The organism is Rufibacter sp. JT3400010, from assembly GCF_054956755.1.
Genome location: NZ_JBUDXA010000013.1, coordinates 48,100 through 71,454 on the forward strand (window position 1 = coordinate 48,100; position 23,355 = coordinate 71,454).

General features: G+C 49.8%; 22 protein-coding genes. 4 read left to right on the forward strand and 18 right to left on the reverse strand.

The window, feature by feature from the left end:
- Nucleotides 1-105 precede the first annotated feature (105 nt).
- Nucleotides 106-2,568 (reverse strand): outer membrane beta-barrel protein, encoded by a 2,463-nt coding sequence (locus tag ACY0JR_RS13210; protein WP_462634568.1) that lies wholly within the window; start codon nucleotides 2,566-2,568, stop codon nucleotides 106-108.
- A 343-nt stretch (nucleotides 2,569-2,911) separates the two neighbouring features.
- Here ACY0JR_RS13210 and aspS point away from each other — a divergent pair, with 343 nt between their 5' ends.
- From aspS to ACY0JR_RS13230, 4 genes are all read left to right on the forward strand, one after another.
- The gene (aspS, locus tag ACY0JR_RS13215) at nucleotides 2,912-4,666 is read left to right on the forward strand and encodes an aspartate--tRNA ligase (RefSeq protein WP_462634569.1); all 1,755 of its coding nucleotides are present in this window, start codon (nucleotides 2,912-2,914) and stop codon (nucleotides 4,664-4,666) included.
- A gap of 428 nt (nucleotides 4,667-5,094) precedes the next feature.
- Nucleotides 5,095-5,961, forward strand: a complete 867-nt coding sequence (locus ACY0JR_RS13220; RefSeq protein WP_462634570.1) for an alpha/beta fold hydrolase — start codon at nucleotides 5,095-5,097, stop codon at nucleotides 5,959-5,961.
- Between the two features lie 15 nt (nucleotides 5,962-5,976).
- Nucleotides 5,977-7,035 (forward strand): sensor histidine kinase, encoded by a 1,059-nt coding sequence (locus tag ACY0JR_RS13225; RefSeq protein WP_462634571.1) that lies wholly within the window; start codon nucleotides 5,977-5,979, stop codon nucleotides 7,033-7,035.
- Entirely contained in the window at nucleotides 7,016-7,732 is a 717-nt protein-coding gene (locus tag ACY0JR_RS13230) for a LytR/AlgR family response regulator transcription factor (protein ID WP_462634572.1), read from the forward strand. The genes ACY0JR_RS13225 and ACY0JR_RS13230 overlap by 20 nt, the downstream gene beginning before the upstream one ends.
- A 109-nt stretch (nucleotides 7,733-7,841) precedes the next feature.
- Here the strand turns inward: ACY0JR_RS13230 and ACY0JR_RS13235 are convergent, their stop codons facing one another.
- From ACY0JR_RS13235 to ACY0JR_RS13315, 17 genes are all read right to left on the reverse strand, one after another.
- Entirely contained in the window at nucleotides 7,842-9,218 is a 1,377-nt protein-coding gene (locus tag ACY0JR_RS13235; protein ID WP_462634573.1) for an NADH-quinone oxidoreductase subunit N, read from the reverse strand.
- A gap of 36 nt (nucleotides 9,219-9,254) precedes the next feature.
- Nucleotides 9,255-10,703 (reverse strand): complex I subunit 4 family protein, encoded by a 1,449-nt coding sequence (locus tag ACY0JR_RS13240; protein ID WP_462634574.1) that lies wholly within the window; start codon nucleotides 10,701-10,703, stop codon nucleotides 9,255-9,257.
- Between the two features lie 11 nt (nucleotides 10,704-10,714).
- Entirely contained in the window at nucleotides 10,715-12,670 is a 1,956-nt protein-coding gene (gene nuoL, locus ACY0JR_RS13245; RefSeq protein ID WP_462634575.1) for an NADH-quinone oxidoreductase subunit L, read from the reverse strand.
- 59 nt (nucleotides 12,671-12,729) lie between these two features.
- Nucleotides 12,730-13,059, reverse strand: a complete 330-nt coding sequence (gene nuoK / locus ACY0JR_RS13250) for an NADH-quinone oxidoreductase subunit NuoK (RefSeq protein WP_062543829.1) — start codon at nucleotides 13,057-13,059, stop codon at nucleotides 12,730-12,732.
- Nucleotides 13,060-13,354: 295 nt separating this feature from the next.
- Nucleotides 13,355-13,870 (reverse strand): NADH-quinone oxidoreductase subunit J family protein, encoded by a 516-nt coding sequence (locus ACY0JR_RS13255; protein ID WP_462634576.1) that lies wholly within the window; start codon nucleotides 13,868-13,870, stop codon nucleotides 13,355-13,357.
- 33 nt (nucleotides 13,871-13,903) lie between these two features.
- Nucleotides 13,904-14,365, reverse strand: coding sequence for a NuoI/complex I 23 kDa subunit family protein (locus tag ACY0JR_RS13260; RefSeq protein ID WP_218918701.1), 462 nt, complete (start codon nucleotides 14,363-14,365; stop codon nucleotides 13,904-13,906).
- Nucleotides 14,366-14,473: 108 nt separating this feature from the next.
- Nucleotides 14,474-15,529, reverse strand: a complete 1,056-nt coding sequence (gene nuoH / locus ACY0JR_RS13265) for an NADH-quinone oxidoreductase subunit NuoH (protein WP_462634577.1) — start codon at nucleotides 15,527-15,529, stop codon at nucleotides 14,474-14,476.
- On the reverse strand, nucleotides 15,529-16,533 hold the full coding sequence (locus ACY0JR_RS13270; RefSeq protein ID WP_462634578.1) for an NADH-quinone oxidoreductase subunit G: 1,005 nt from the start codon (nucleotides 16,531-16,533) through the stop codon (nucleotides 15,529-15,531). The genes nuoH and ACY0JR_RS13270 overlap by 1 nt, the downstream gene beginning before the upstream one ends.
- Nucleotides 16,534-16,660: 127 nt before the next feature.
- Nucleotides 16,661-17,092 carry a hypothetical protein gene (locus ACY0JR_RS13275; RefSeq protein ID WP_462634579.1) on the reverse strand — a complete coding sequence of 144 codons (432 nt, stop codon included), beginning with the start codon at nucleotides 17,090-17,092 and terminating at the stop codon, nucleotides 16,661-16,663.
- 99 nt (nucleotides 17,093-17,191) lie between these two features.
- Complete coding sequence (nuoF, locus tag ACY0JR_RS13280; protein WP_462634580.1) at nucleotides 17,192-18,535, reverse strand: NADH-quinone oxidoreductase subunit NuoF; 1,344 nt, start codon at nucleotides 18,533-18,535, stop codon at nucleotides 17,192-17,194.
- On the reverse strand, nucleotides 18,517-19,056 hold the full coding sequence (locus ACY0JR_RS13285; protein ID WP_462634581.1) for an NADH-quinone oxidoreductase subunit NuoE family protein: 540 nt from the start codon (nucleotides 19,054-19,056) through the stop codon (nucleotides 18,517-18,519). The genes nuoF and ACY0JR_RS13285 overlap by 19 nt, the downstream gene beginning before the upstream one ends.
- Nucleotides 19,057-19,092: 36 nt before the next feature.
- Nucleotides 19,093-19,452 (reverse strand): HepT-like ribonuclease domain-containing protein, encoded by a 360-nt coding sequence (locus ACY0JR_RS13290; RefSeq protein WP_462634582.1) that lies wholly within the window; start codon nucleotides 19,450-19,452, stop codon nucleotides 19,093-19,095.
- Complete coding sequence (mntA, locus tag ACY0JR_RS13295) at nucleotides 19,442-19,735, reverse strand: type VII toxin-antitoxin system MntA family adenylyltransferase antitoxin (RefSeq protein ID WP_462634583.1); 294 nt, start codon at nucleotides 19,733-19,735, stop codon at nucleotides 19,442-19,444. Before mntA ends, ACY0JR_RS13290 begins: the two co-directional genes overlap by 11 nt.
- A 339-nt stretch (nucleotides 19,736-20,074) precedes the next feature.
- Complete coding sequence (gene nuoD, locus ACY0JR_RS13300; RefSeq protein WP_462634584.1) at nucleotides 20,075-21,289, reverse strand: NADH dehydrogenase (quinone) subunit D; 1,215 nt, start codon at nucleotides 21,287-21,289, stop codon at nucleotides 20,075-20,077.
- Nucleotides 21,290-21,360: 71 nt separating this feature from the next.
- A complete protein-coding gene (locus ACY0JR_RS13305; RefSeq protein ID WP_462634585.1) occupies nucleotides 21,361-21,867 on the reverse strand; it encodes an NADH-quinone oxidoreductase subunit C in 507 nt (168 codons plus the stop codon).
- 3 nt (nucleotides 21,868-21,870) lie between these two features.
- Nucleotides 21,871-22,425, reverse strand: a complete 555-nt coding sequence (locus ACY0JR_RS13310) for an NADH-quinone oxidoreductase subunit B (RefSeq protein ID WP_462634586.1) — start codon at nucleotides 22,423-22,425, stop codon at nucleotides 21,871-21,873.
- A 104-nt stretch (nucleotides 22,426-22,529) separates the two neighbouring features.
- Nucleotides 22,530-22,913 (reverse strand): NADH-quinone oxidoreductase subunit A, encoded by a 384-nt coding sequence (locus ACY0JR_RS13315; RefSeq protein ID WP_462634587.1) that lies wholly within the window; start codon nucleotides 22,911-22,913, stop codon nucleotides 22,530-22,532.
- Nucleotides 22,914-23,355: the final 442 nt, after the last annotated feature.

Consider the following 23,355-nt stretch of genomic DNA (forward strand, 5'->3'; position numbering starts at 1 on the left):
TAACATCAGAATAATAGAGGCAGAAAATCAACTCTTAACAAAAAAGCAGCCCTGAAACGGAGACGTCTCAGGGCTGCTACTGCTATTATCTTTTGGTTAAACCGATTATCCGGCGCGGCGTTTTTCATCCTCGGCCCCGCCGGTGCGGCGGCGGGCTGGAGCCACTTGGTTTTTCCCGAACCGGTAAGTAAAGCTGATAGTAGCCACTCTGGTATCTCGGCGCTGGTAGAACCGCTCAAAGTACGAGGATAGCTCTGTGGTGGCCCTTACTTTGTTGGAGTAGAACACATCGGTTACGTTCAGTTTTATGTCGGCTTTTTTGTCCCAGAGTTGTTTTTGCACCCCCACAGAAAGGTGTTTGATGGGCCGGATATCCAGGAACGCATAAATCTCCCGGGATTGATACACGCCAATTACCTCGGCAGACCAGTTCCGTGGTAAGGTGAATACGTTATTTGAGTTGAGGTTGACTGTAGGCCTTCCGTTGCGCAAGTTGGTGCCCACCAGATTACCCTGATACAACCCGTAATAGAATTCAATGTTATTGGTACTGGTAAACCATCGGGCCACTGAAACCGGCACGGAGAAGCTGGCGCCATAGTAATGGAACCTGGCCAGGTTTCTGTCTTGCTGGATCACCACCGGAATCTGTTCCAGATCGGTCTGGGGCTCGGGGGACAGCACCGAGATGATGACGTCTGAGGTATGGCTGTAGCTGAGTTTGGTCACATACTTATCTTTGAAGGTATGGGTGAACTCAAACGCATAGGTGGTTTGCGGCAACAGGAACGGGTTACCCGCCGACTTGGTGCTGGGGTCTATGAAGTACACAAACGGGTTCAACTGATTATAAGTAGGTCGGTCAATGCGACGGCTCACCGAGAGGCCAAGGTCATGTGTTTTACTCACCGTGTACCCAAAGAAGGCACTAGGGAAAAGCTGCGTGTAGTTACGGTCAAAGGACCGCTCTCCTTCTACCTGCGCATACTCAGCCACCTGCTCGCCTTTGGCAATGGTGTTTTCTAACCTCAGGCCCAACTGCAGGCTTGTCTTCGCCCATTTCTTGTTCACGTTGAGGTAAGCCGCATTGATGTTCTCGCGGTAGATGAAGTGGTTGCTGCGGTTCGTGTCCAGGGTATTGCGGCTACTGGTGCGGTCATAGAACCTGAGGTCATTGTCTGCGTCCACCAGGCTGCTTTTGAGACCGGCCTCCAGTTTGGCGGATATGGCTTTTAAGGGCTGGGAATAATCTACCTTTACAGATTTAATGGTCAGCTTTCCGTCAAGGTCGCCGTACAGGAGAGAGTCTGGCATGGGCTTCTCGGTGTCAAAGTACCGGGTAATGAAGTTCTGCACATCCCCGGACTGGAACGCGGCGTAGTCCACATCGGCGGAGATTTCCCGACCCGTGCTGTCTATGCTGTGCTTCAGGTTGAGGTTCAAAGCCTGGGAATTCCGGTTGGTTCCGCTGATGGCATCGGTGGTGGTGTATTTGTCGTACTGGCGTTGGCTGTCGTAGAAAAAGGATTGGTTGGCTGTTGCCCGGTTCACATCGGCGAAAACGCCGTTGGCTACCAACCCCACTATGGTTTTGGGCGACAAATTCCAGTCAAACCCGAAACGCCCGTTGTGGGTGTTGATCTGGTGGGAGAAATTGTTGTTTTGCTCGTTGATACCCTGCAGGCTACGGGATTCGTTCCGGTTGAAGAACTCGCGGTACATATCCAGCTTGCTGAAGTCTTTGCGGTGCACGTAGTTGTAAGAGCCAAACACGTTGATTTTTCCGTTTCGGTGGTTTAGTTGCAGGCCCTGGTTAGACTTGAAGCGTTTCCCCTGCCCAAAGGACGAGGTAATGCTGCCGTTGGTGCCCACCCGGTCATCTTTCTTCAGTTTAATGTCAATGATGCCGGCATTTCCGGCCGCGTCGTATTTCGCCGATGGGTTGGTGATCAGGTCAATCTTGGACACCTCGTTGGCGTTGAGGCCCCGCAGCATGGTTGCCAGTTCGGTGCCGGACATGGGCACCCGTTTGCCGTTGATCATCACCATCACGCCTGTCTTGCCGCGCATGCTCAGGTTATCGTTCTGGTCTATCCGCACGCCGGGCGCTTTCTCCAGCACCTCCAGCACGTTACTGCCCGCCGCCGAGATGCTGTTCTCCACGTTGAGCACCGTTTTGTCAAAATGCTGCTCCACAAACGGCTTCTGCGCCTCTATCTTCACCTCTTTCAAGGCCACTGCCCGCTCTGCCAAGGACACCACCCCCAGGTCTGTATTCTTCTGCAGGTGAATGGGCCCTGAGGTATACAGCGCGTAGTCATAGTGCAGCACCATGAGTTTGTAATTCCCGGCAGGGATGTTGCTGAACAGGAAAGCGCCGTTGGCATCAGACACTTCCACCTTCACCAACACTTGGCTGGAGTCCTTCACCAATTGAAGGTTGGCGGCCACCAAAGCCTCTCCTTTCGGGCTTTTGACCGTTCCCTTGAGGTCAAACTTGTTCTGCGCCTGGCTCAGGAAAGCGCAACACATCAGGAGAAGCGTAAACAGAGCGAATTTCTTTTTCATAGACATGGCAAGGTATATGGAAGATGAGGAAATATCGGGTTTCGAGCGCAGCAGTTCCTAAAAGACAAACAAACTCCTGACTGGCTGCACGTACTCGTTAGAAAATACCTTCCAACTCTCGTGCCACTCACTATTACACCTGTTTATCAGCCATTTACCATAATTCCAGCATAAACTACTGTTCAGAAGTGGACAGAAAATTTCCAATTCCGAACAGTGTTCCTCGTTGTTATCCATACTTGCTATTTAAGAGCCGCTTTTGCCGAAACTGGCCTAAAACGTCTTTCGGCAACTAGCGAAACAATCGTTACCTTTACGGCTTCGTTTCTAAAGAACAAATACAATGCTTCGTTCACACACCTGCGGCGAATTGCGCCTCGAAAATGTTGGTCAGGAAGTGACCCTGACCGGTTGGGTACAGAAATCACGCGACAAAGGCGGTATGCTTTGGGTTGACTTGCGCGACCGTTACGGCATCACGCAGTTGAGCCTGGAGGAAGGTGTTTCTGATCCGCAGGCTTTGACGCTGGCCCGCAGTCTGGGCCGCGAGTTCGTGATCAAGGCCATCGGCACCGTGATTGAGCGCGTGTCTAAAAACGACAAAATCGCCACCGGCGACATTGAGATAAAAGTAACCGCGCTGGAAGTCCTGAACCCTGCCAAACTGCCTCCGTTCCTGATTGAGGACGAGACTGACGGCGGCGACGACCTGCGCATGAAGTACCGTTACCTGGATTTGCGCCGCTCGCCGGTACGCAAGAGCTTAGAGTTGCGTCACCGCATGGCCCAGCAAACCCGCTCGTACCTGGACGGGCAAGGCTTTATTGAGGTAGAAACCCCAGTGTTGATTAAATCTACCCCCGAAGGTGCCCGTGACTTTGTGGTACCTAGCCGCATGAACCCTGGTGAATTCTACGCCTTACCACAATCGCCACAGACGTTCAAGCAGTTGTTGATGGTATCGGGCTTTGACAAGTATTTCCAGATTGTGAAATGCTTTAGAGACGAGGACCTGCGCGCCGACCGCCAACCGGAGTTTACCCAGATTGACTGCGAGCTTTCCTTCGTGACCCAGGAAGACATCCTGAACACGTTTGAAGGCTTGGTGAAGCACCTGTTCCGTACCGTAAAAGGTATTGAGCTAGCAGATTTCCCTCGCATGACCTACGCCGAAGCCATGCGTCTCTACGGCTCAGACAAACCAGACACCCGTTTCGGAATGCAGTTTGTGGAACTGAACGACGTGGTGAAAAACAAAGGCTTCAAAGTATTTGATGATGCCGAGTTGGTGGTGGGCATCAACGCCAGCGGCAGCGCTTTCTACACCCGTAAGCAGATAGATGAGTTAACTGATTTCGTGAAGCGTCCGCAGGTAGGTGCTACCGGTTTGGTGTACGCCCGCGTGCAGGAAGACGGCAGCGTGAAGTCAAGTGTAGACAAGTTTTACTCGCCGGAAGATCTGCAGCAATGGGCCCAGGCCTTCAACGCCCAACCCGGCGACTTGCTGTTGGTATTAGCTGGCGGAGCCGATAAAACAAGAAAAGCTTTGAATGAGCTTCGTCTGGAAATGGGAACCCGTTTAGGCATGCGCGACAAAGACACGTTCTCCACCCTGTGGGTGCTGGACTTCCCGCTCCTGGAGTGGGATGAGGAAAGCGGCCGCTACCACGCCATGCACCACCCGTTCACCTCGCCCAAACCTGAGGACATGGACCTGATTGATACCAATCCGGGTGCCGTACGCGCCAACGCCTATGACATGGTCATTAACGGCGTGGAAGTAGGTGGCGGTTCTATCCGTATTCATGACCGTGCTGTGCAGTCCCGCATGTTTGATTTGCTAGGCTTTACGCCTGAAGAAGCACAAGCGCAGTTCGGCTTCCTGTTGGATGCTTTTGAATACGGTGCCCCTCCACACGGCGGTATCGCCTTCGGGTTTGACCGTCTGTGCTCGTTGTTTGGCGGCGCTGATTCCATCCGGGACTTCATCGCCTTCCCTAAAAACAACTCCGGCCGTGACGTCATGATTGATGCTCCTTCTCCTATTGCTCAAACGCAGTTGGATGAGTTGCAGATTGACACTCGGTTGAAAGGATAATTGCTGATAGTTTATTGCTGATGGCTATAGAAAGCCGGTGAGGTCCTAGAGACTTCACCGGCTTTTTCGTTTTTAAGCTGTTTTGTGGAGAGTAGGCCAGAAACGTAGCGTCGTTACCCTGTAACGACGTGGCTCTACGCAGCAATACCATTCCAACCCGTTAAGAACCTTCTTCAGCAATGTTGTTTTAAGTATAGGTCAGAGGCGAATCATGGGTTATTGTTCCATGGAAACACGTCGTTACAGGGTAACGACGCTACATTCCTGTTTTCGGCTTTTTTCGTTAAAACAGCCTTAAAGCGCTTTCCTAATCTTTTCTGCCGTTCACACCGGCCTTTTACCGCTCATCATATTTCACTTCGCACACCGGCCTTCATACTGCACCTTTGTTTCAATCAATCACAGAAACAGCTAAACCTCATAAAGCCATGAAAGCAAGAATTACTTCTATCCTTGTTCTATTCTTATTCCTCGCCATTCAAGTGCAGGCTAAAACGCCATCATTCAAAGTTGTGAAAGCGGGGAAAGGGCCCGCAATGATTTTGATTCCGGGTCTGAATTCGGCGGGGGAAGTGTGGGACGAGACGGTGGCGCATTATCAGAAGAACTACACCTGCTATGTCTTGACCTTGCCAGGCTTCGCGGAGCAGCCAGCGGTGAAAACAGACCACTTCCTGAACAGCGTGCGAGACGAGATTATCGCCTATGTACAGGAAAACAAACTGAAAAAACCGGTACTGGTGGGGCATAGCCTGGGCGGCTACATGGCGTTGGCGTTGAACGTGAAAGCGCCTGAATTATTTGGGAAGACGGTGGTGGTAGATGGCTTGCCTTTCATTGGGGCCGTTCAGAATCCTACCGCCACGGTAGAAACCATCAAACCGATGGCCGAGCAGATGAAGAAATCCATGGGCAAGCTTAGCCCAGAGTTGCAGCAACTGATGGAAGCCAGCTACGGCGTCTCTATGGCCACTGACTCCGCGCACATCAGGAAGATTATTGAATGGGGCAGAAAGTCAGATTACCACACCACCAGCCAAGCCATGTACGAGATGTACCTTTCTGATCTTCGCGCAGACATCGTGGCTATCAAAGCGCCGGTGCTGGTGCTTGGGGCATGGTCTGGATACAAAAATTACGGCGTCACCAAAGACATCACCACCAACATGTATAAAGCACAATTCGCTAACTTGCCTACGGCTGAAATAAAAGTAGCAGACACGGCCAAGCATTTCATCATGTATGACGAGCCCACCTGGATGTTCGCGCAGATGGACGCTTTCCTGAAGAACTAATTGAACACGCCACGCATGACCACTTCCCGTCAGCAAAAATGGTATTGGGTCTGCCAAGCAATTGGTTGGACCTTTTACCTTTGTATAGGGCTCCTGATGAGCTTCCTGTTCTTCAAGAAGCAGCAGGGCATGTATGCGGTGCAGTTTGTGGGCACGGGCATTTTCTTTGCCCTCACGCACCTGCAACGCCACCTAAGCCACAGATATCGCTGGATAAACCTGCCCGTAGGTAAATTGGCCTTGCTGGTACTGGCCTACAATGCGGTGGCGTCTATTACGTGTCAGTTGCTGGTGTGCCTCTTCATGCTGAGCATTGGCATGTTCACGCTAAAGGAATTCAGCTTCGGGTATCTGGTCATGTACTCGGCGAACGGTCTGGTGATTCTTAGTTTCTGGTCTACCATTTACTTTGCGTTCCAGGCCATTCAGCGCTGGAGGGAGAAGGAAGTAGAAGCTTGGAAACTGCAACTGTCCTTGAAAGAGGCCGAATTGCAGGCTATCCGGTCGCAGCTGAACCCGCACTTCCTCTTTAACAGCCTCAACAACATCCGGTCTCTGGTGCTGGTAGACCAGAACAAGGCGCGCGAGATGATTACCCGGCTTTCGGCCATGATGCGTTATGTGATTGGCTACAACCGCAATAATCTGGTGAGCGTGGCGGAGGAGTTGGATTTCCTGGATAATTACGTGGCGCTGGAGAAGATTCACTTTGAGGACAAGCTCGATTTTTCCTCGCAAGTGGAGGCATCAGTTAGAAATGCAGCCATTCCGCCACTGGGCATCCAGTTGCTGGTGGAGAACGCCATCAAACACGGCATCGGGAATCAAGCCAAAGGCGGAAAGATTCAGCTTTCCCTCCATCGGCAGAATGGCCACTTACGGGTACAGGTAGAGAATACCGGCATCCTGGACGCGTCCTCTGCTTCCAAAGGCATTGGCCTGCAACGGCTGTTAGAACGCGTGGCGCATTCCTTGGACCAACCCGGCACCTTTGCCCTCACTCAAACAAGCGACAACAGCGTGACCGCCACGCTCACCCTTCCTTGGAAAGACTATGAAAATCTGCATCGTTGAAGACTCTCGGCTGGCCCGCCTGGAACTGAAGCACCTCCTAGCCAAATTCCCTGCCCTGGAGTTAGTGGGTGAAGCCGAAAACGCCGAAGAAGGCATTGAATTGATTGAGTCCCTTCGGCCCGATTTACTGTTCCTAGACATCCATTTGCCCCAGAAAAACGGCTTTGAACTGCTGGCAGCGCTGGAGTACACGCCGCAAGTCATCTTCACCACCGCTTACGACCAATACGCCCTCAAAGCCTTCGAACGCAATGCGCTGGATTACCTCATGAAACCCATTGAGGAAAGTCGCCTACGCCAAGCCGTGGAGAAAGCGATAGTAAAGCACGAGTCAACTAAACCCGCCGCTCCTACTTCCCTGCTGAAGGAAGAAGACCGGGTGTTTGTCAAGGACGGAGAGCGCTGCTGGTTTGTGGCCTTGAAGCAGGTACGCATGATGGAGTCTAACGGCAATTACGCCTTTCTGTACTTTGATAACGAGCGCCCCTGCATTCTCAAAACCCTGAACTACCTGGAAAGCCGCTTAGACCCGAAGGTGTTTTTTAGAGCCAACCGCCAGCAGATCATCAACCTCAATTTCATTGAGCAGATAAACCCGTGGTTCAGCGGCAGCATCAAGATCCAGTTGAAGGGCGGCGAGGAAGTGGAAGTTTCGCGCCGGCAGACGCAGGTGTTTAAAGAATTGATGAGTTTGTAACTTCTATGTGTTTCGGACTTGTTTTCTAAAAACAACCTAAAAGACCCATAAAGCAGAAGAGGCACTCCATGGAGTGCCTCTTCTGCTTTAAAAATAGATAACTTAAAGCTTAAAGCAAGTCGTTGAACAAGCTAGGTACAACGCCCATCAGCACAGTTAACACCACTAGGGAAATCAAGGTGAAAGTAGCCAAAGGGTCTACGGCGATGCGCGTTCCTTCTGCGTCTCTCATGTACATGGCGATGATGACTCTGAAGTAGTAGTAGATACCCACGGCAGACATCAGCACGGCTACGATAATCAGCCAGACCATGTCTTGCTCCAAGGCAGCCGAGAACAGGAACACCTTCCCGAAGAAACCTCCGGTTAACGGAATACCGGCCAAAGACAGCATGGCAACGGTCATTACAAACGCCAGCAGCGGATTGGTTTTGCCTAAGCCATTGAAGGCAGAATACTCATCTGAGCCACGCTCATCAGCTACGTACTTCAACACGCCAAAGGCAGCAATGGTAGCTACGGCATACGCAAGAGAGTAGAACAAAATGGCGTTCTCAGAGCGGTCGTTGAAGGAAGTCAAGGCAATCATCAGGTAACCGGCGTGCGAGATACTGGAGTAGGCCAGCATCCGTTTCATGCTGTTTTGTGCTACCGCTCCAATGTTACCAATCAACAAAGTCAGAACGGTGATGGCTACTACGGTTGGGAACCACTGGTCATACACGCCTCCAAAGGCGGCAGACATCAATTTGTAGAAAGCTGCAATACCCGCAGTCTTCACTACGGTAGACATGTAGCTGGTGAAAACGGTGGGCGTTCCTTCGTACACGTCTGGGGTCCAGAAGTGGAAAGGCGCGGCGCCAATCTTAAAGGTTACGCCAATTAGTACCAGCAATAAGCCCATCAACAGCAACGGTGCGGTGGCAGGGTCCATGTTGGTAGCAGCAGCGGCAATGTCAGTCAAGTAGAAGGCGCCGGTAGCTCCGTATAGTAAAGCAATTCCGAATAAGATGATGCCAGTGAAGAACGACCCCATCAGGAAGTACTTCATGGAGGCCTCGTTAGACAGGATGTTGCGCTTGTCAGAACCGGCAATGATGTACATACTGATAGACATAATCTCGATGCCCACAAACAATATCAGCAGGTTTTCATACGACACCATCATGATACCGCCCACTAAAGAGAACAGCAACAGCGAGTAGTATTCTGCCAGGTTGGAATCTTCAGCAACCACGTAGCTGCGGGAGAACGGTAGAATGAATAAGGTGGATACCACCATTACCGCGGTAAAGCCTACGGAGAAGTTGTCGGTGGAGAGCATGTTGCTGAAATAGCTTTGCGGCTGGTTCCAGTCAAACATGGTCGCGCCCAGAGACACTGCCAAAAACAGCATCACCACGGGCATGAGCACCTTTTTGGATTTCATGAAACCTACAAAGAGGTTCAGAATACCGAATATGGAGAGTAGAATAATTGAGGTCATGAGCAGGTAATTTCCTGGGTTAAAATAGCGTCAGGGTTAGCGTTTGATCACGTCCAGTAGTTTCAGAACGGCAGGCTCAGAAATCATCAGGAACGTATTTGGGTGCAAGCCAATCCAGAACACCATCACTACCAACGGCACCAATACGGCTTTCTCGTTGAAGGTCAAATCCGTGAAGCCTTGGGTGATTTCGTTCTTTTCGCCAAACATCACGCGCTGGAACATGCGTAACATGTACACGGCTCCCAGAATAATGGTCAGACCGGCAACGGCGCCCATCCAACTGTTGTATTGGTACACACCCATCAACAACAGGAATTCGCCCACGAACCCATTGGTCAATGGTAAGGCCACCATACCTAGCAACAATACCAGGAAAGTAACCGATAAGAAAGGCGTGTTTTGCGTGATGCCGCCCAAGGCTGCAATCTCGCGGGTACCGGTACGGCTCTGGATGATGTCAATGATAAAGAACATACCCACTACGTTCACCCCGTGGCTCAGCATCTGAATCATGGCTCCCTGTAATCCGTGATGGTTCAGAGTGAACAAACCAGCGGCAATCAGGCCCACGTGCGAGATGGAAGAAAACGCCACCAGACGCTTCATGTCCTGCTGACGAATGGCAATGACAGCACCGTAGATAATCCCGATGATGGCTAATACCAACGCCACATTTGCCCACAGGCTTACACCTAACGGAACCACCGGCAATAACCAACGTAATGCGCCGTAAATACCCATTTTCAGCATAATACCAGATAAAAGCATGGTACCGGCAGCCGGAGCCGTGGTGTAGGTATCAGGTTGCCACGTATGGAACGGGAACACTGGCATTTTAATGGCAAAAGCAATGAACAGGAACCAGAACAACCAGCTTTGGGTACCGGCATCCAGTACCAATTGGTAGAAAGCAACCTCTTCAGAACTGTGTGTGCCCGGGGTCTGGAAATACAGGTACACAAACGCGGCCAGCATGAACAAAGACCCGAAAACGGTGTAAATAAAGAACTTGAACGTAACACGCACCCGGTTCTCACCACCCCAAATTCCGGCAATGAAATAGATAGGAATAAGCGCTACTTCCCAGAAGAAGTAGAACACAAACGCATCCAACGCGGTGAATACCCCCAGCAAACCCGTTTGCATGAACAGGATGAGCGCGTAGAAAGAAGAAGGCTTCTCGTAAGTGTGCTTGGCCGTAGATAAGATAATTAACGGAACCAGGAACACGGTCAACAATACCATGAGTAAGCTGATGCCGTCAATGCCTACCTTGAACATGATGCCAGCATTGGCAATCCAGGGTTCATTGAGCAGGAATTGGGTACTTCCGTTCGGGACGAAGTTAATCCAGGCCCATACGCCCAGGACCAGTTCCACCAAGGCAGCCCCAAAAGCGACTTTCCGAGCGCTGTCCCCTTTTACCAACAGTACCAGCAGTGCGGCCAACGCGGGCCATAAGATTATTAAAGCGGTTAACATGTTTGGCAGAATCAGAAAATAAAGTTCAGCAATAAGATTAACGTGATGCCCAGCACCATCAGGAGCAGGTAAGAACCGGTAGCACCGCTCTGCACAAAGCGCATCGAGCGACCTCCGCCTAACGTGGCTTTCCCGAACCCGTTCACAATGGGGTCAATGATGCCTTTCTCCACGAAGCGGTACAGCCCGGTAGACAAGCCCATCACTGGTTTCACAAACAGCCAGTTGTAGAGTTCATCCACGTAGTATTTGTTATACACCAGTTTGTGCAGCGGCGACAAAGCAGCGCCTTCCTCGGCGGGAACCGTTCTTTTCTTGCCGTAGATGAAGTAGGCCATAATAATAGCTACTACAGCCACCAACACAGATACCGCCATTAAGATGTACTCCATTTCGTGCGACAGGTGATTCTCAGCAAAAGCACTTGGCACAGCTCTTCTGGCCAGTTCATACACCGGCGACAAGAAGTTGCCCAACATGTGGTTTTCGCTAAATACCGCTGGCAAGCCCATGAACCCACCAATAGTGGAAAGGATGGCCAGGATAATCAATGGAATGGTCATCACGGCCGGAGACTCATGTAGGTGATGGCGCTGCTCCTCAGTTCCCCGGAAGTTTCCGTAGAATGCCAGGTACAACAGCCGGAACATGTAGAACGCGGTCATGAACGACGTCAACACCCCGAAGCCCCACATTACTTTGCTATGCACAAACACGTGGGCTAGCAACTCGTCTTTAGAGAAGAAACCGGCAAACGGCGGAATACCAGAGATCGCCAGCGTTCCGATTAAGAAGGTGATAAACGTAATCGGCAAAGCTTTCTTCAAACCACCCATTTTGCGCAAATCCTGTTCACCGCTCATGGCGTGAATCACGCTACCCGCACCCAAGAAGAGAAGGGCTTTGAAGAAGGCGTGCGTTAACACATGGAACAACGAAGAAGAATACGCCATTACGCCCAACGCCAGGAACATATAACCTAACTGGCTCACGGTTGAGTACGCCAATACTTTTTTGATGTCGTTTTGGAAAAGACCGATGGTAGCGGCGAACAAAGCCGTAGCTAGACCAACAATAGCCACAATCTCCAGGGTATCTGGTGCCAGCGTGTAGAGCACGTTGGAACGGATGACCATGTAAATACCGGCGGTCACCATGGTAGCCGCGTGAATCAAAGCAGAAACCGGGGTTGGACCGGCCATCGCGTCTGGTAACCAGGTGTAGAGCGGCAACTGTGCCGATTTACCCATGGCTCCTACAAACAGCAACAAGGTAATGGCAATTACTACACCGTCGTTCACTTCGCTCAGTTGGGAAGCTTGGTTGAACACCTCGCCGTACACCACGCTGCCGTAGGTTTGGAAAATAAGAAAGATGCCTAATAAGAAGCCTAAGTCCCCGATGCGGTTGATGATAAAGGCTTTTTTAGCAGCGTTGTTGTACGGAGTGACTTTGTTCCAGAACCCGATGAGCAGGTACGAGCAAAGCCCTACGCCTTCCCAACCCACGAACATCATCACGTAGTTAGACCCCATCACCAACAGGAGCATGGAGAACACGAACAAGTTCAGGAAAGAGAAGAATTTACCGAAGTTCTCGTCATGGCTCATGTAGCCCGCCGAGTAAATGTGAATCACCGACCCCACACCCGTAACCAACAGCAGCATAATCAGCGACAATTGGTCAATCTGAAACGAGAACGGAATGCGCAGGGCACCTACGTGAATCCAGTTGAAGATATCTGTGGTGTACGGACGGTTTCCGTAGCCTTCAAACCCGAAGAACAGGTACAGTGACAGCAGGAATGAACCTATCACGGTGGCACAACCCACCAGTCCCGCCAGCCCTTTCGGCAATTTCCGGTTACCCAAACCGTTAATCAGAAACCCGATTAGCGGCAGGAGCGGAATCAGCAAACACACCCAGGTCATCTCAGCGTTGTTTGCCGGCAAAATAAATTCTTGCATTTGTTAAAACGTAAATGGAACGGTATTCTTTAGAGATTCAGTAGAGCAGGAAACCCGCTTTACCATTTCAATTTGTTCAGGATGTTGATGTCTGTGGAGCGTACGTTCCGGTAAATCATCACGATAATGGCCAAGCCCACGGCCACCTCAGCGGCAGCCACCGCCATGATGAAAAACACGAAAATCTGCCCGTTGGGGTCTGAGCGATAAGACGAGAAAGCCGTCAGCAACAGGTTCACAGAGTTCAGCATTAACTCTATGCACATGAAAATAATAATGGCGTTGCGGCGGGTGAGAACCCCAATAATCCCGATACAGAAAAGAGCGGTGCTGAAATACAGGTAATAGTTCAGCGGGATGGTCCTTATGACCTCAGGAATATCATTCATGATAAATACGTTGGTGAAATAAGCGTTGGACGCGCTTGACAACAGTGCCCAAAGTTATTCCCATTTTTTGGTAAAACCATATGAAAAGCCACCCTCAACCAGGCAGCCTGTATTCTTCTTGTGGCGTTTCAGGGCTATTTTAGAGAAAAAGCCTCTGAAACGATTAACTTCTTGCCAAAGCTGCAATTTTAATTTCGGCCGGTTTTCAAGAAATCGGCCTTAAAACGACTTGCGGCAGCGGCAATAAAAAAGGACAACGTGGATAGCTGTCCTTTTTCAGCCTCTTGAAAGAGACTTAGAATCTATTTTGCTCGCCCGGCTCGCGCTTGCCTAGCATCACGGCACCAGCCATAGCCGCCAGGAACAGAACCGATGCTAACTCAAACGGCAACAGGTAATCTCTGAAAAGCACTTTCCCCAGGTTCTCCACCATCCCAATCTGCGAGTCAAACACAGCGGTAGTAGTCATTTGGGTGTTCACGTCCTTCAACGCAGCAATCATTACCACAAACAAGATACCACCGGCAATGGCCGCGGCAATCTTGCTCAGCAAAGGCTTGTGTTGTTCGGTGTCTTCGCGCATATTCAGGAACATGATCACGAAGAGGAACAACACCATGATGGCGCCCATGTACACAATGAAGTTTACCGCCGCCAGAAACTGGGCATTCAACAGAATGTAGTGTCCGGTTAAGGCAAAGAATGTCAAAATCATGAACAGAACGCTGTACACCGGGTTTTTGGAAGCAACTACCCCAATGGCCGCGAACAGCGTTAAGAAAGTGAGAAAGTAAAAGAAATTACCCGTCATAGTTTTGGATGATATGCGCTTGTTATCGGCGGATTATTGGTTTTGAATAGGCATGGGCTCTACCAGACGGTCTTTGCCGTAGATGAACTCATCGCGCTCGTAGCGGGCCGGAGCCACTTTGTCGTTCTGCAGGAAGATGGCCGCTTTAGGGCAGGCTTCTTCACACAGACCGCAGAAAATGCAACGCAACATGTTAATCTCGTAGCTGATGGCATATTTCTCTTCGCGGTACAGATGCTCCTCCCCCCGCTTGCGCTCACCAGAAACCATGGTAATGGCCTCGGCCGGACAAGCCACTGCGCACAGACCACAGGCCGTGCAACGCTCTCTGCCTTTCTCGTCACGCTTTAACACGTGCAAACCACGCCACACCGCACTCATCGGGCGGGTTTCCTCGGGGTATTTAATGGTAGCTTTCTTCTTGAAGAAGTGACGCATGGTGATAGACAAGCCCTGGAAAATTGCCGGGAGATACATTCTCTCGGAAAAATTCATGGGTTTCTTCTCCAGCTTTTTCGCTCTATTACTAAGTGATTGCATGTCTCTTATAAACTTTAAATGATTGGAAGAAGAGCTTAAACTCCTCTTCTACTCATACTGTCTTTAGAACAACTCTGCCTTTAACAGAATGGCTCCGCCGGTCACGATTACGTTCAGGATAGACAACGGAATCAAGATTTTCCAGCCTAGGTTCATCAACTGGTCATAGCGGAAACGCGGCAAAGTCCAGCGTACCCACATGAAGAAGAAGATGAAGAAGAAAATTTTAGCGAACAATACCACCGTTCCCAGGATGGTCACCACGTTGTGCGGCAAGCCTAGCTGGTTCATGAACGGAAAGTTGTAACCGCCAAAGTAAAGGGTCGCCATTACCGCCGAGGCCACGAAGATGTTCACGTACTCTGCGAACAGGTACAAGCCCATGCCCATAGAGCTATACTCGGTGTGGTATCCACCAACCAATTCGGTTTCGCACTCAGGTAAGTCAAAAGGAACCCGGTTGGTCTCAGCGAAGGCACAGATGATAAAAATCAAGAAGCCTACCGGCTGATAGAAGATGTTCCAGTTCAAACCAGATACGCCAAACAGCTCCTGGCCTTGCTGGGCGGCAATGTCACGCATAGAAAGCGTACCCGTTACCAGTAATAAGGCAATGATGGACATCCCCATCGCCAGCTCGTAGCTGATGTTCTGGGAAGCCGCCCGTATAGCGCCTAACAGGGAAAACTTGTTGTTAGAAGCCCAGCCTCCAATCATGATGCCGTAAACGCCCAAAGCTACAATGCCAAATACGTACAGAATCCCGATGTTCACCTCAATAGCTTGTAAGTGAATGGCTTCACCACCAATGATTAAGGTACCACCAAACGGAATGACCGCACTGGACATACAAGCCGTTAACATCGCCAGCGAAGGACCCGCAATGAACAGGAACTTGTTTGCATTGGCCGGAACGAACTCTTCTTTGAAGAACAGTTTCACCGCATCTGCCAAAGGCTGCGCCAGACCAAACGGACCCGCACGGTTAGGGCCTACGCGGTCCTGGATGAAAGCAGCCACTTTCCGCTCAGCGTAGGTGGAGTAAGTGGCAATCAGCAACGTAATACCGAATACGGCAAAGATGATGAGCCCTTTGATTAATAAGATGTCTAACTCCATTATACGTGTCTTCCTAGGTTAAAAGGAGTGGATTCTAAGTCTTCTTCGGTTGAGCCTGGCAAGTTCGGAATCACGTTCACGTTCAATACCGGTAACTCGTAGTGGTTGGTTGAAATCACCGACGTACGGGAAATCTTGCGTGGGCCTTCAATGGTCCAGTCGTTCGGGTCTTTCTTGTCGAAACGGCACGTGTTACAGATGAACTCCTGCACCTCGTTGTACTCGTCTTTGCGGGCTGTTACACGTAACACATCGTTTCCGCGCATCCATAGCACCACTTTACCAGAGCAAGTAGGGCAATCACGGTGCGCATCAACTGGTTTGGTGAACCAAACACGGTTTTTGAAGCGGAAGGTCTTGTCGGTTAAGGCTCCTACCGGGCACACATCAATGATGTTACCAGAGAATTCGTTGTCGATTACTTTCTCCACGTAGGTTCCAATCTCAGCGGCATCGCCACGACCCAAAACGCCATGCACACGCTTCTCAGTCAACTGGTCGGCAGTGTACACGCAGCGGTAACACAGGATGCAACGCGTCATGTGCAACTGCACCAACGGCCCGATGTCAATTTTATCAAAAGTGCGGCGCTCTTCTTCGTAACGGGTGCCGGACGTGCCGTGCTCGTAGGCGAAGTTCTGCAAATCACACTCCCCTGCCTGGTCACAGATAGGGCAATCCAGCGGGTGGTTGATTAACAGCATTTCCACTACGCCTTTGCGAGCGGCTAATACATCTGGGTTGGTCGTGTTTTCCACCACCATACCGTCTTGTACAGGGGTAATGCAGCTCGCTACCAATTTAGGCATTGGGCGCGGGTCTTTCGCGGAACCAGCTGCTACCCGAACCATACAGGCGCGGCATTTTCCGCCGGTTCCTTTTAAAGGGGTATAGTAGCACATGGCTGGGGGCACCACCTCGCCGCCGATTTTACGGGCTGCGTTGAGGATGGTAGTTCCTTCTTCTACCTCCACCTCTATGCCATCAAACGTTATTTTTACCATGTTAAATTTATCGTTGATTGCTGATGGTTGATTGTTTTCACCATCCACAATGGACTATTAATTTGATTAATGTTTAGAGCCTCTTTTCTGGAAAACAGTTTCTAAACGACACTCTTATTCTCTTCTTCTATTCAAAAAGCTTCTTAACATTTTCAGTCAAAACAAGCTCTTCTGTTGTATTACTTCTTCCAATCAGCATTTGCCAAAAGGTACTTGGTGGCTGCTCTTCCCTAATGATTTGAAACAGCTGCTGCCCCTTCAACTCCTTCGGAAATAACACTCTTGAATCCCATTGCGTTGAGTTAGCCAAGCTTGTACAAAGTTCACAGCTTAGCTTTTTACTTAACTGTTGCCAAAATCCGGTGTCCTTCACAGCTTCATTTGGAGCTTCATACCATTCATCTTCTTTCTCTGCGAAGACAAAAAAGTAATCATCTAACCAAGGTCCATCTACCGTGGTGTATTCACCAATGACTTTAATCTTATCTATCTCAATCCCCCACTTGTCTGTTGGGGAATGTTCAAATACAAGCTGATTATCATTGATGAAAAGCTCCATGGATTACAAGGGCTAACTCTTTTAAAAAGAACTTAGAAGCGGCTCTTCTAATGATGTGTTTCAGGCCTGCTTTCTTTAAAACAGGCCCAAAACAAATATTTACGCTAATACAGATTCAGATTTGTTGAACACCGCGCCCGGAGCCGTAGCTGCTTGTGGGTGTTTCACGTGCCACTCAAATTCCTCGCGGAAGTGACGAACCGCTGCCGCAACTGGCCAGGCAGCCGCATCACCCAACGGACAGATGGTATTTCCTTCTATCTGCTTGGCAACGCTCACTAATAGGTCGATGTCGTGCATGTGGCCGTGGCCGTGCTCAATGCGGTGCAATACTTTCTCCATCCAACCAGTTCCTTCACGGCATGGGCTACACTGTCCGCAAGACTCGTGGTGATAGAAACGGGCAAGCGTCCAGGTATGGCGCACGATACAAGTCTGGTCATCCATCACGAAAAATCCGCCGGAACCTAACATGGTACCCGTCGCAAAACCTCCGTCAGAAAGCGACTCATAGGTCATCAAGCGGTCTTCACCGTTGGCGGTTTTCAGGATTAACTCCTTAGGCAGAATTGGAACGGAAGAACCTCCGGCAATGACTGCTTTCATGTCACGACCTTTCCAGATACCGCCGCAGTACTCGTCTGAGTAGATGAATTCCTCCACAGGAACACCTAATTCAATCTCGTACACGCCTGGCTTGTTGATGTTACCACCAGCAGAAATCAGTTTGGTACCAGCGCTACGGCCAATCCCGAATTTCGCGTATTCAGCAGCGGTGTTGGTGATTATCCAAGGCACAGTAGCAATAGACTCCACGTTGTTCACCACGGTTGGGCAGCCGTAAAGGCCCCAAACCGCCGGGAACGGAGGCTTGTTACGTGGGTTTCCGCGCTTGCCTTCCAGAGATTCCAGCAAAGCAGTTTCCTCCCCGCAGATGTACGCGCCACCACCTGGGTGCACGTGCAAATCCAAAGAGTAACCGCTTCCTAAGATGTTCTCACCCAGGAAACCGTTGGCATACGCTTCCGCGATGGCTTTCTCCAGAATGCGCAGTACATACAATAACTCACCCCGGATGTAGATATAAGAGGTACGGGCACCCAGCGCGTAGCTTGAGGTAATCATCCCTTCAATCAACAAATGCGGCAGTTTCTCCATCAAATACCGGTCTTTGAAAGTACCCGGCTCTGATTCATCGGCGTTGCAAACCAAGTAGCGCGGCTTGCCTTCTGGCTTGGCCAAAAAGCTCCACTTCATTCCCGTAGGGAATCCGGCACCACCCCGGCCTCTTAAGCCCGAAGCTTTCACTTCTTCCACCACTTCCTCAGGAGACATGGTTTTCAAAGCTTTCTCTACAGAGGCGTAACCGCCGTGCTTGCGATAGACGTCAAAGGTGTGAATGCCTTCAACGTTGATATGTTCAGTTAATAATTTTCTTCCCATGGTTTCCTTACGGTTAAGGCTTTCAGGTCTTCCAGCATCTGGTCAGCGCGGGCAGGGTCCAGGTTTTCATAGAATTGCTCACGCACTTGCAGCATCGGTCCGGTGCCGCAGGATGCCAAACATTCCACTGTTTTAAGGGTGAAGTTACCGTCAGCCGAGGTCTCCCCTACTTTGCAGCCTAGACGGTTCTCCAGATGCTCAATCAGTTGGTCAGAGCCACGCAGCATGCAAGGACCCGTGCGGCATACTTCCAACACGTGCTTGCCTACCGGCTTCAGGTTGAACATGGTGTAAAAGGTAGCAACCTCGTACACTTCAATGGGCTGTATGTTCAGGATTTCGGCCACTTTGTCCATCGCCTCAGGGCTTACCCAACCACCAAACTCCGCTTGCGCGATGTGCAGGATAGGCAAAATAGCGGACTTTTGACGGTCAGCCGGATAATGAGATAAGTAGCGCCGGATTTCGGCCATGGCCCCTTCCGAAAACTGTATTTTGTTTACACTTGCTGTTTGCTCCATGTACTTTTTTGCTCCTAATGCTCTTCTAAGGGAACACTAATCGAGGTTTGTATTTAATGCGGCTATCGCATTTGCGACCACACGTTTAAGTTCAGGCAGGTTACTTTCAATGATTTGCCAAACCAGCCGGTCACTCACTTTGAAGTATTCGTGCACCATCAGATTGCGGAACGCTTTCACATTGCGCCAATCAATGGAGGTATATGCTGCCTTGGTCTCTTCTGAAAGGTGGCCTGCTGCCTCTCCAATTATCTCAAAGCACTTCACACAGGCCAAGACCATCATGCGGTTGCTTGAGAAAGCATCAAAGGTAACACCTTTTGTGAAGGCCTCTATTTCAGAAATAGCATCGGCGATGTGTTGCAGACGCTGAACATCACCCAGCTTACTTCGCATAAATAAGCTTCTTTTCTTTCTCTATGAAAGGCTGCAAATGGCGCGACACTCCGTCTGAGGGCACTACATCTACTTTTCGCTTCAATAACTCCTGTAAATCCTGGTGCATTCCGAAGAACTTGTATCCAATCTCTACAGAGTAATCTAAGTCCACTAATAAATCAATGTCACTGTCAGCATCAGCCTCGCCACGGGCATACGACCCAAACAGGTAGGCATTCAAAACAGGCTGTTCTTTGAAGTACTCCCGAATTTTTTCCAGTTCCTGTTCTGTTAGCTCCACTTTTAGTTATCAGTTTACAGTTTTTAGTTGTCAGTTCTACTTACCTCCACTCACCCCGCATCTGCTTTTGGTATTCTAAAGGCTCAATGGAAATTTTCAGCTTTCCGGCAAACTTCAGTATATTCTTCTTAGGAGTCTTAGTAAAAACCGTTGCAAGCTGTTTTTCTATTTCCTCCTTAGGAGTTCCTTTCTTGATGACAGTCACCATCTCTCAAGTCCTCCAACCTTTAAACGCCTTTCTATTCGCCCACAAGTTCCTTTCAGGATGACAAAATAGAGAAGGAATTTGGTTTTACTTTATTACTAATAACTAAAAACGAACAACTATCACCTACGCCGCTAGGCGTCTAGCTCACCGGCAATCACGTTCATGCTGGACAGGATTACAATTGCATCTGACAACTGCGTGCCCACTACCATTTCTGGATATGCCTGGTAATAGATGAAGCAAGGTCTTCTGAAGTGCAAACGGTAAGGCGTGCGGCCTCCGTCAGACACTAGATAGAAACCTAACTCCCCATTACCGCCTTCCACGGAGTGGTAGACTTCGCCAGCCGGAGCGTCAATCTCGCCCATCACAATCTTGAAGTGATAAATCAAGGCTTCCATGTTGCGGTACACGGCCTGCTTTGGCGGCAGGTAGAACTCTGGTGCATCAGCGTGGAACGGACCTTCAGGAAGGTTGTCCATGGCCTGCTGGATGATGCGTAAGCTCTGCCAGATTTCCTCGTTACGCACCATGAAGCGGTCATAAGTATCACCCTTGGTACCTACCGGAATCTCGAAATCGAAATCTTGGTAAGATGAGTAAGGGTTCATGACGCGCACATCATAATCCACACCCGCGGCTCTCAGGTTAGGACCGGTAAAGCCGTAGTTCAAGGCACGTTCAGCGGTGATAGGGCCAACGTTCTCCACCCGGTCAATGAAAATCCGGTTGCGGTTGAACATGGTTTCAAACTCGCGAAATACCTTAGGAAAGTCACGCAGGAAGTCTCTGATCTTCTGGATAGCTACGGGAGATAAATCACGCTCCATACCGCCTACTCTACCCATGTTGGTCGTCAAGCGGGCTCCGCAGATCTCCTCGTAGATTTCGTAGATTTTCTCTCTTTCCTGAAAAACGTACAGGAAACCTGTAAAGGCTCCGGTATCTACCCCAAGAATAGAGTTACAAATCAAGTGGTCAGCGATACGGGCCAGTTCCATCACGATTACCCGAATGTACTCGGCACGTTTTGGAACGGTCACACCCAACAACTTCTCTACCGTCATCCACCAGCCCATGTTGTTAATGGGCGAGGAGCAATAGTTCATGCGGTCGGTAAGCGGGGTGATCTGGTAAAAGTTACGGCGCTCCGCAATTTTCTCGAAGGCGCGGTGGATGTACCCAATCGTCGGCACGCCAGACACAATCTTCTCGCCATCCATTTGCAGGATGTTCTGGAAGATGCCGTGCGTGGCAGGGTGCGTAGGTCCTAGATTCAGAGTGGTTAGCTCCTGCATGTAGGAATCTGGGGTAACTAGTTGTGTGTTCTGTTTGGCTAACTCCATGTGGGAACTTAGTAGTAAGCAGAAACGCCGGCGGCCTGTCTCTAGAGCAAAGCCGTTGGCGTTTATGAAGTTTATCTTCCGAAGAAGGTATTTATCTTGTCTTCGCGGGTCTGGTCTTCCAGCGGAAACTCTTTCCGCATAGGAAACGCCTCCATCTCCTCCACATTGAGAATGCGGATAAGGTTAGGGTGACCTTCAAAGCGGATGCCGTAAAAGTCAAAGGTTTCGCGCTCCATCCAGTTGGCGGTTTGGTACAGGTTGGTAGCGGTAGGCACCACGGCATCATCCTCAGAAAAGAAGATTTTGATTCGTAGCCTTATGTTGTGCACCAGGCTGTGCAGGTGGTAAATCACGCCTAATTCCTGCCCCTTGTTATCTGGGTAATGAATACCGCACATAGTGGTCAGGAACTGAAATTGCAGAAAGGCATCATCATACAAAGCCTGTAGCATTGGGATGATGTTTTCCCGGGTAGTGGTTACGGTCACAAGCCCGTAAGGCTCATGGATATCAAACAACTGGTCGCCAAATTTCTCTTGCAGCGTTTGTACCAGCAGTTCGTTGGTTAGTTCGGCCATGCCTTATTTAATGTTGTAAGAAGCCAGTAATGCTTGATATTCCGGAGAGTTCCGGCGGCGGAGCGACTCATTCTCAGCTAAATCCTGGATACGCATTAAGCCATCCAGAATCTGCTCAGGGCGTGGCGGGCAACCCGGCACATACACGTCTACCGGTATAATGCGGTCAATGCCTTGCAACACGCTATATGAGTCAAAAATACCACCACTGGTAGCGCAGGCGCCTACGGCTATTACCCAACGTGGCTCGGCCATCTGCTCATACACCTGTTTCACCACCGGACCCATTTTCTTGGCAATGGTACCCATTACCATCAGAAGGTCGGCCTGACGGGGCGAGAAGCTTGGGCGCTCAGACCCGAAACGGGAAATATCATAATGCGAGCCCATGGTAGCCATGTACTCAATACCGCAGCAAGAGGTAGCAAACGGCAACGGCCACAAAGAGTGCTTACGGGCCAAGCCTACTACTTTCTCCAGGGAAGTGGCGAAAAAGCCGGTTCCTTCTACCCCTTCTGGGGCGTCTACCATGGTTAAATTGCTATTGTTATCGCTCATGAGTCGTTTTCGCTTAGTTTTCAGAGAATCAGGCCAAGAACCGGCCTCTTTCTGAACACTTTATCGCTTGTAAAAGTTTGCCGCCTTCGCGACGATTTCTGGTGCTATTCCCACTTAAGAACGCCTTTCCGGATTACGTAGTAGAAACCGGTTAAAAGCAGTCCCATAAACATGAGCATCCAGACGAAGCCATCCAAACCTAAGGCTCTGAAGTTCACGGCCCAAGGATACAGGAAGATTACTTCCACGTCAAAAAGTACAAACAGGATGGCAATCAGGAAATACTTGATGGAGATAGGGGTACGGGCGTCACCTTTCGATTCAATACCACACTCCCAGGAAGCATTTTTCACCTGACTTTTGCGCTTGGGGCCAATCAGGTGAGTTACCACCATAGAGAACACCACAAAACCCAATGCCGCCACAAATTGAATCACTATTGGGAGATAATCTCCCGGTAAATATTGTGCAGGGGCAGTTGTTTCCATATTATAAAGCTATTTGGTGCAAAAGTAGGCACTTAAACCTAAGATTCAAACTAAATTACATTCTCTCATTGGCTTTGTGCGTCTAGCATATTCTAACGAACAACCGTTCTGTTTATTTTGCAAAATCTGCGTTATAAAAACGTTGTTATTTAAAAATATGAGAAAATATTTGGGATTCATGTAATAAATTTCAATGTTTAATGACTCATGTGCATGAAGAGTGTAATTCACTTTTCCAAAGCAGCGGGTTGTCCCCTCCTCCCGCTGTTGACAAAGAGTTTTTAGTAAGTTTTCTTCTCCAGATAAAAGCCCATCTACTTTAGTTGGGCTTTTTCCTTGTAGGGCCAGATTGAAAAAATCACTTTCTAAACTACCTTTGCCGCCTGCCGGAACTTAACGGCCCAGAATTTGCATTGGCCTGTTACGTCATTTCAGGCGTGTT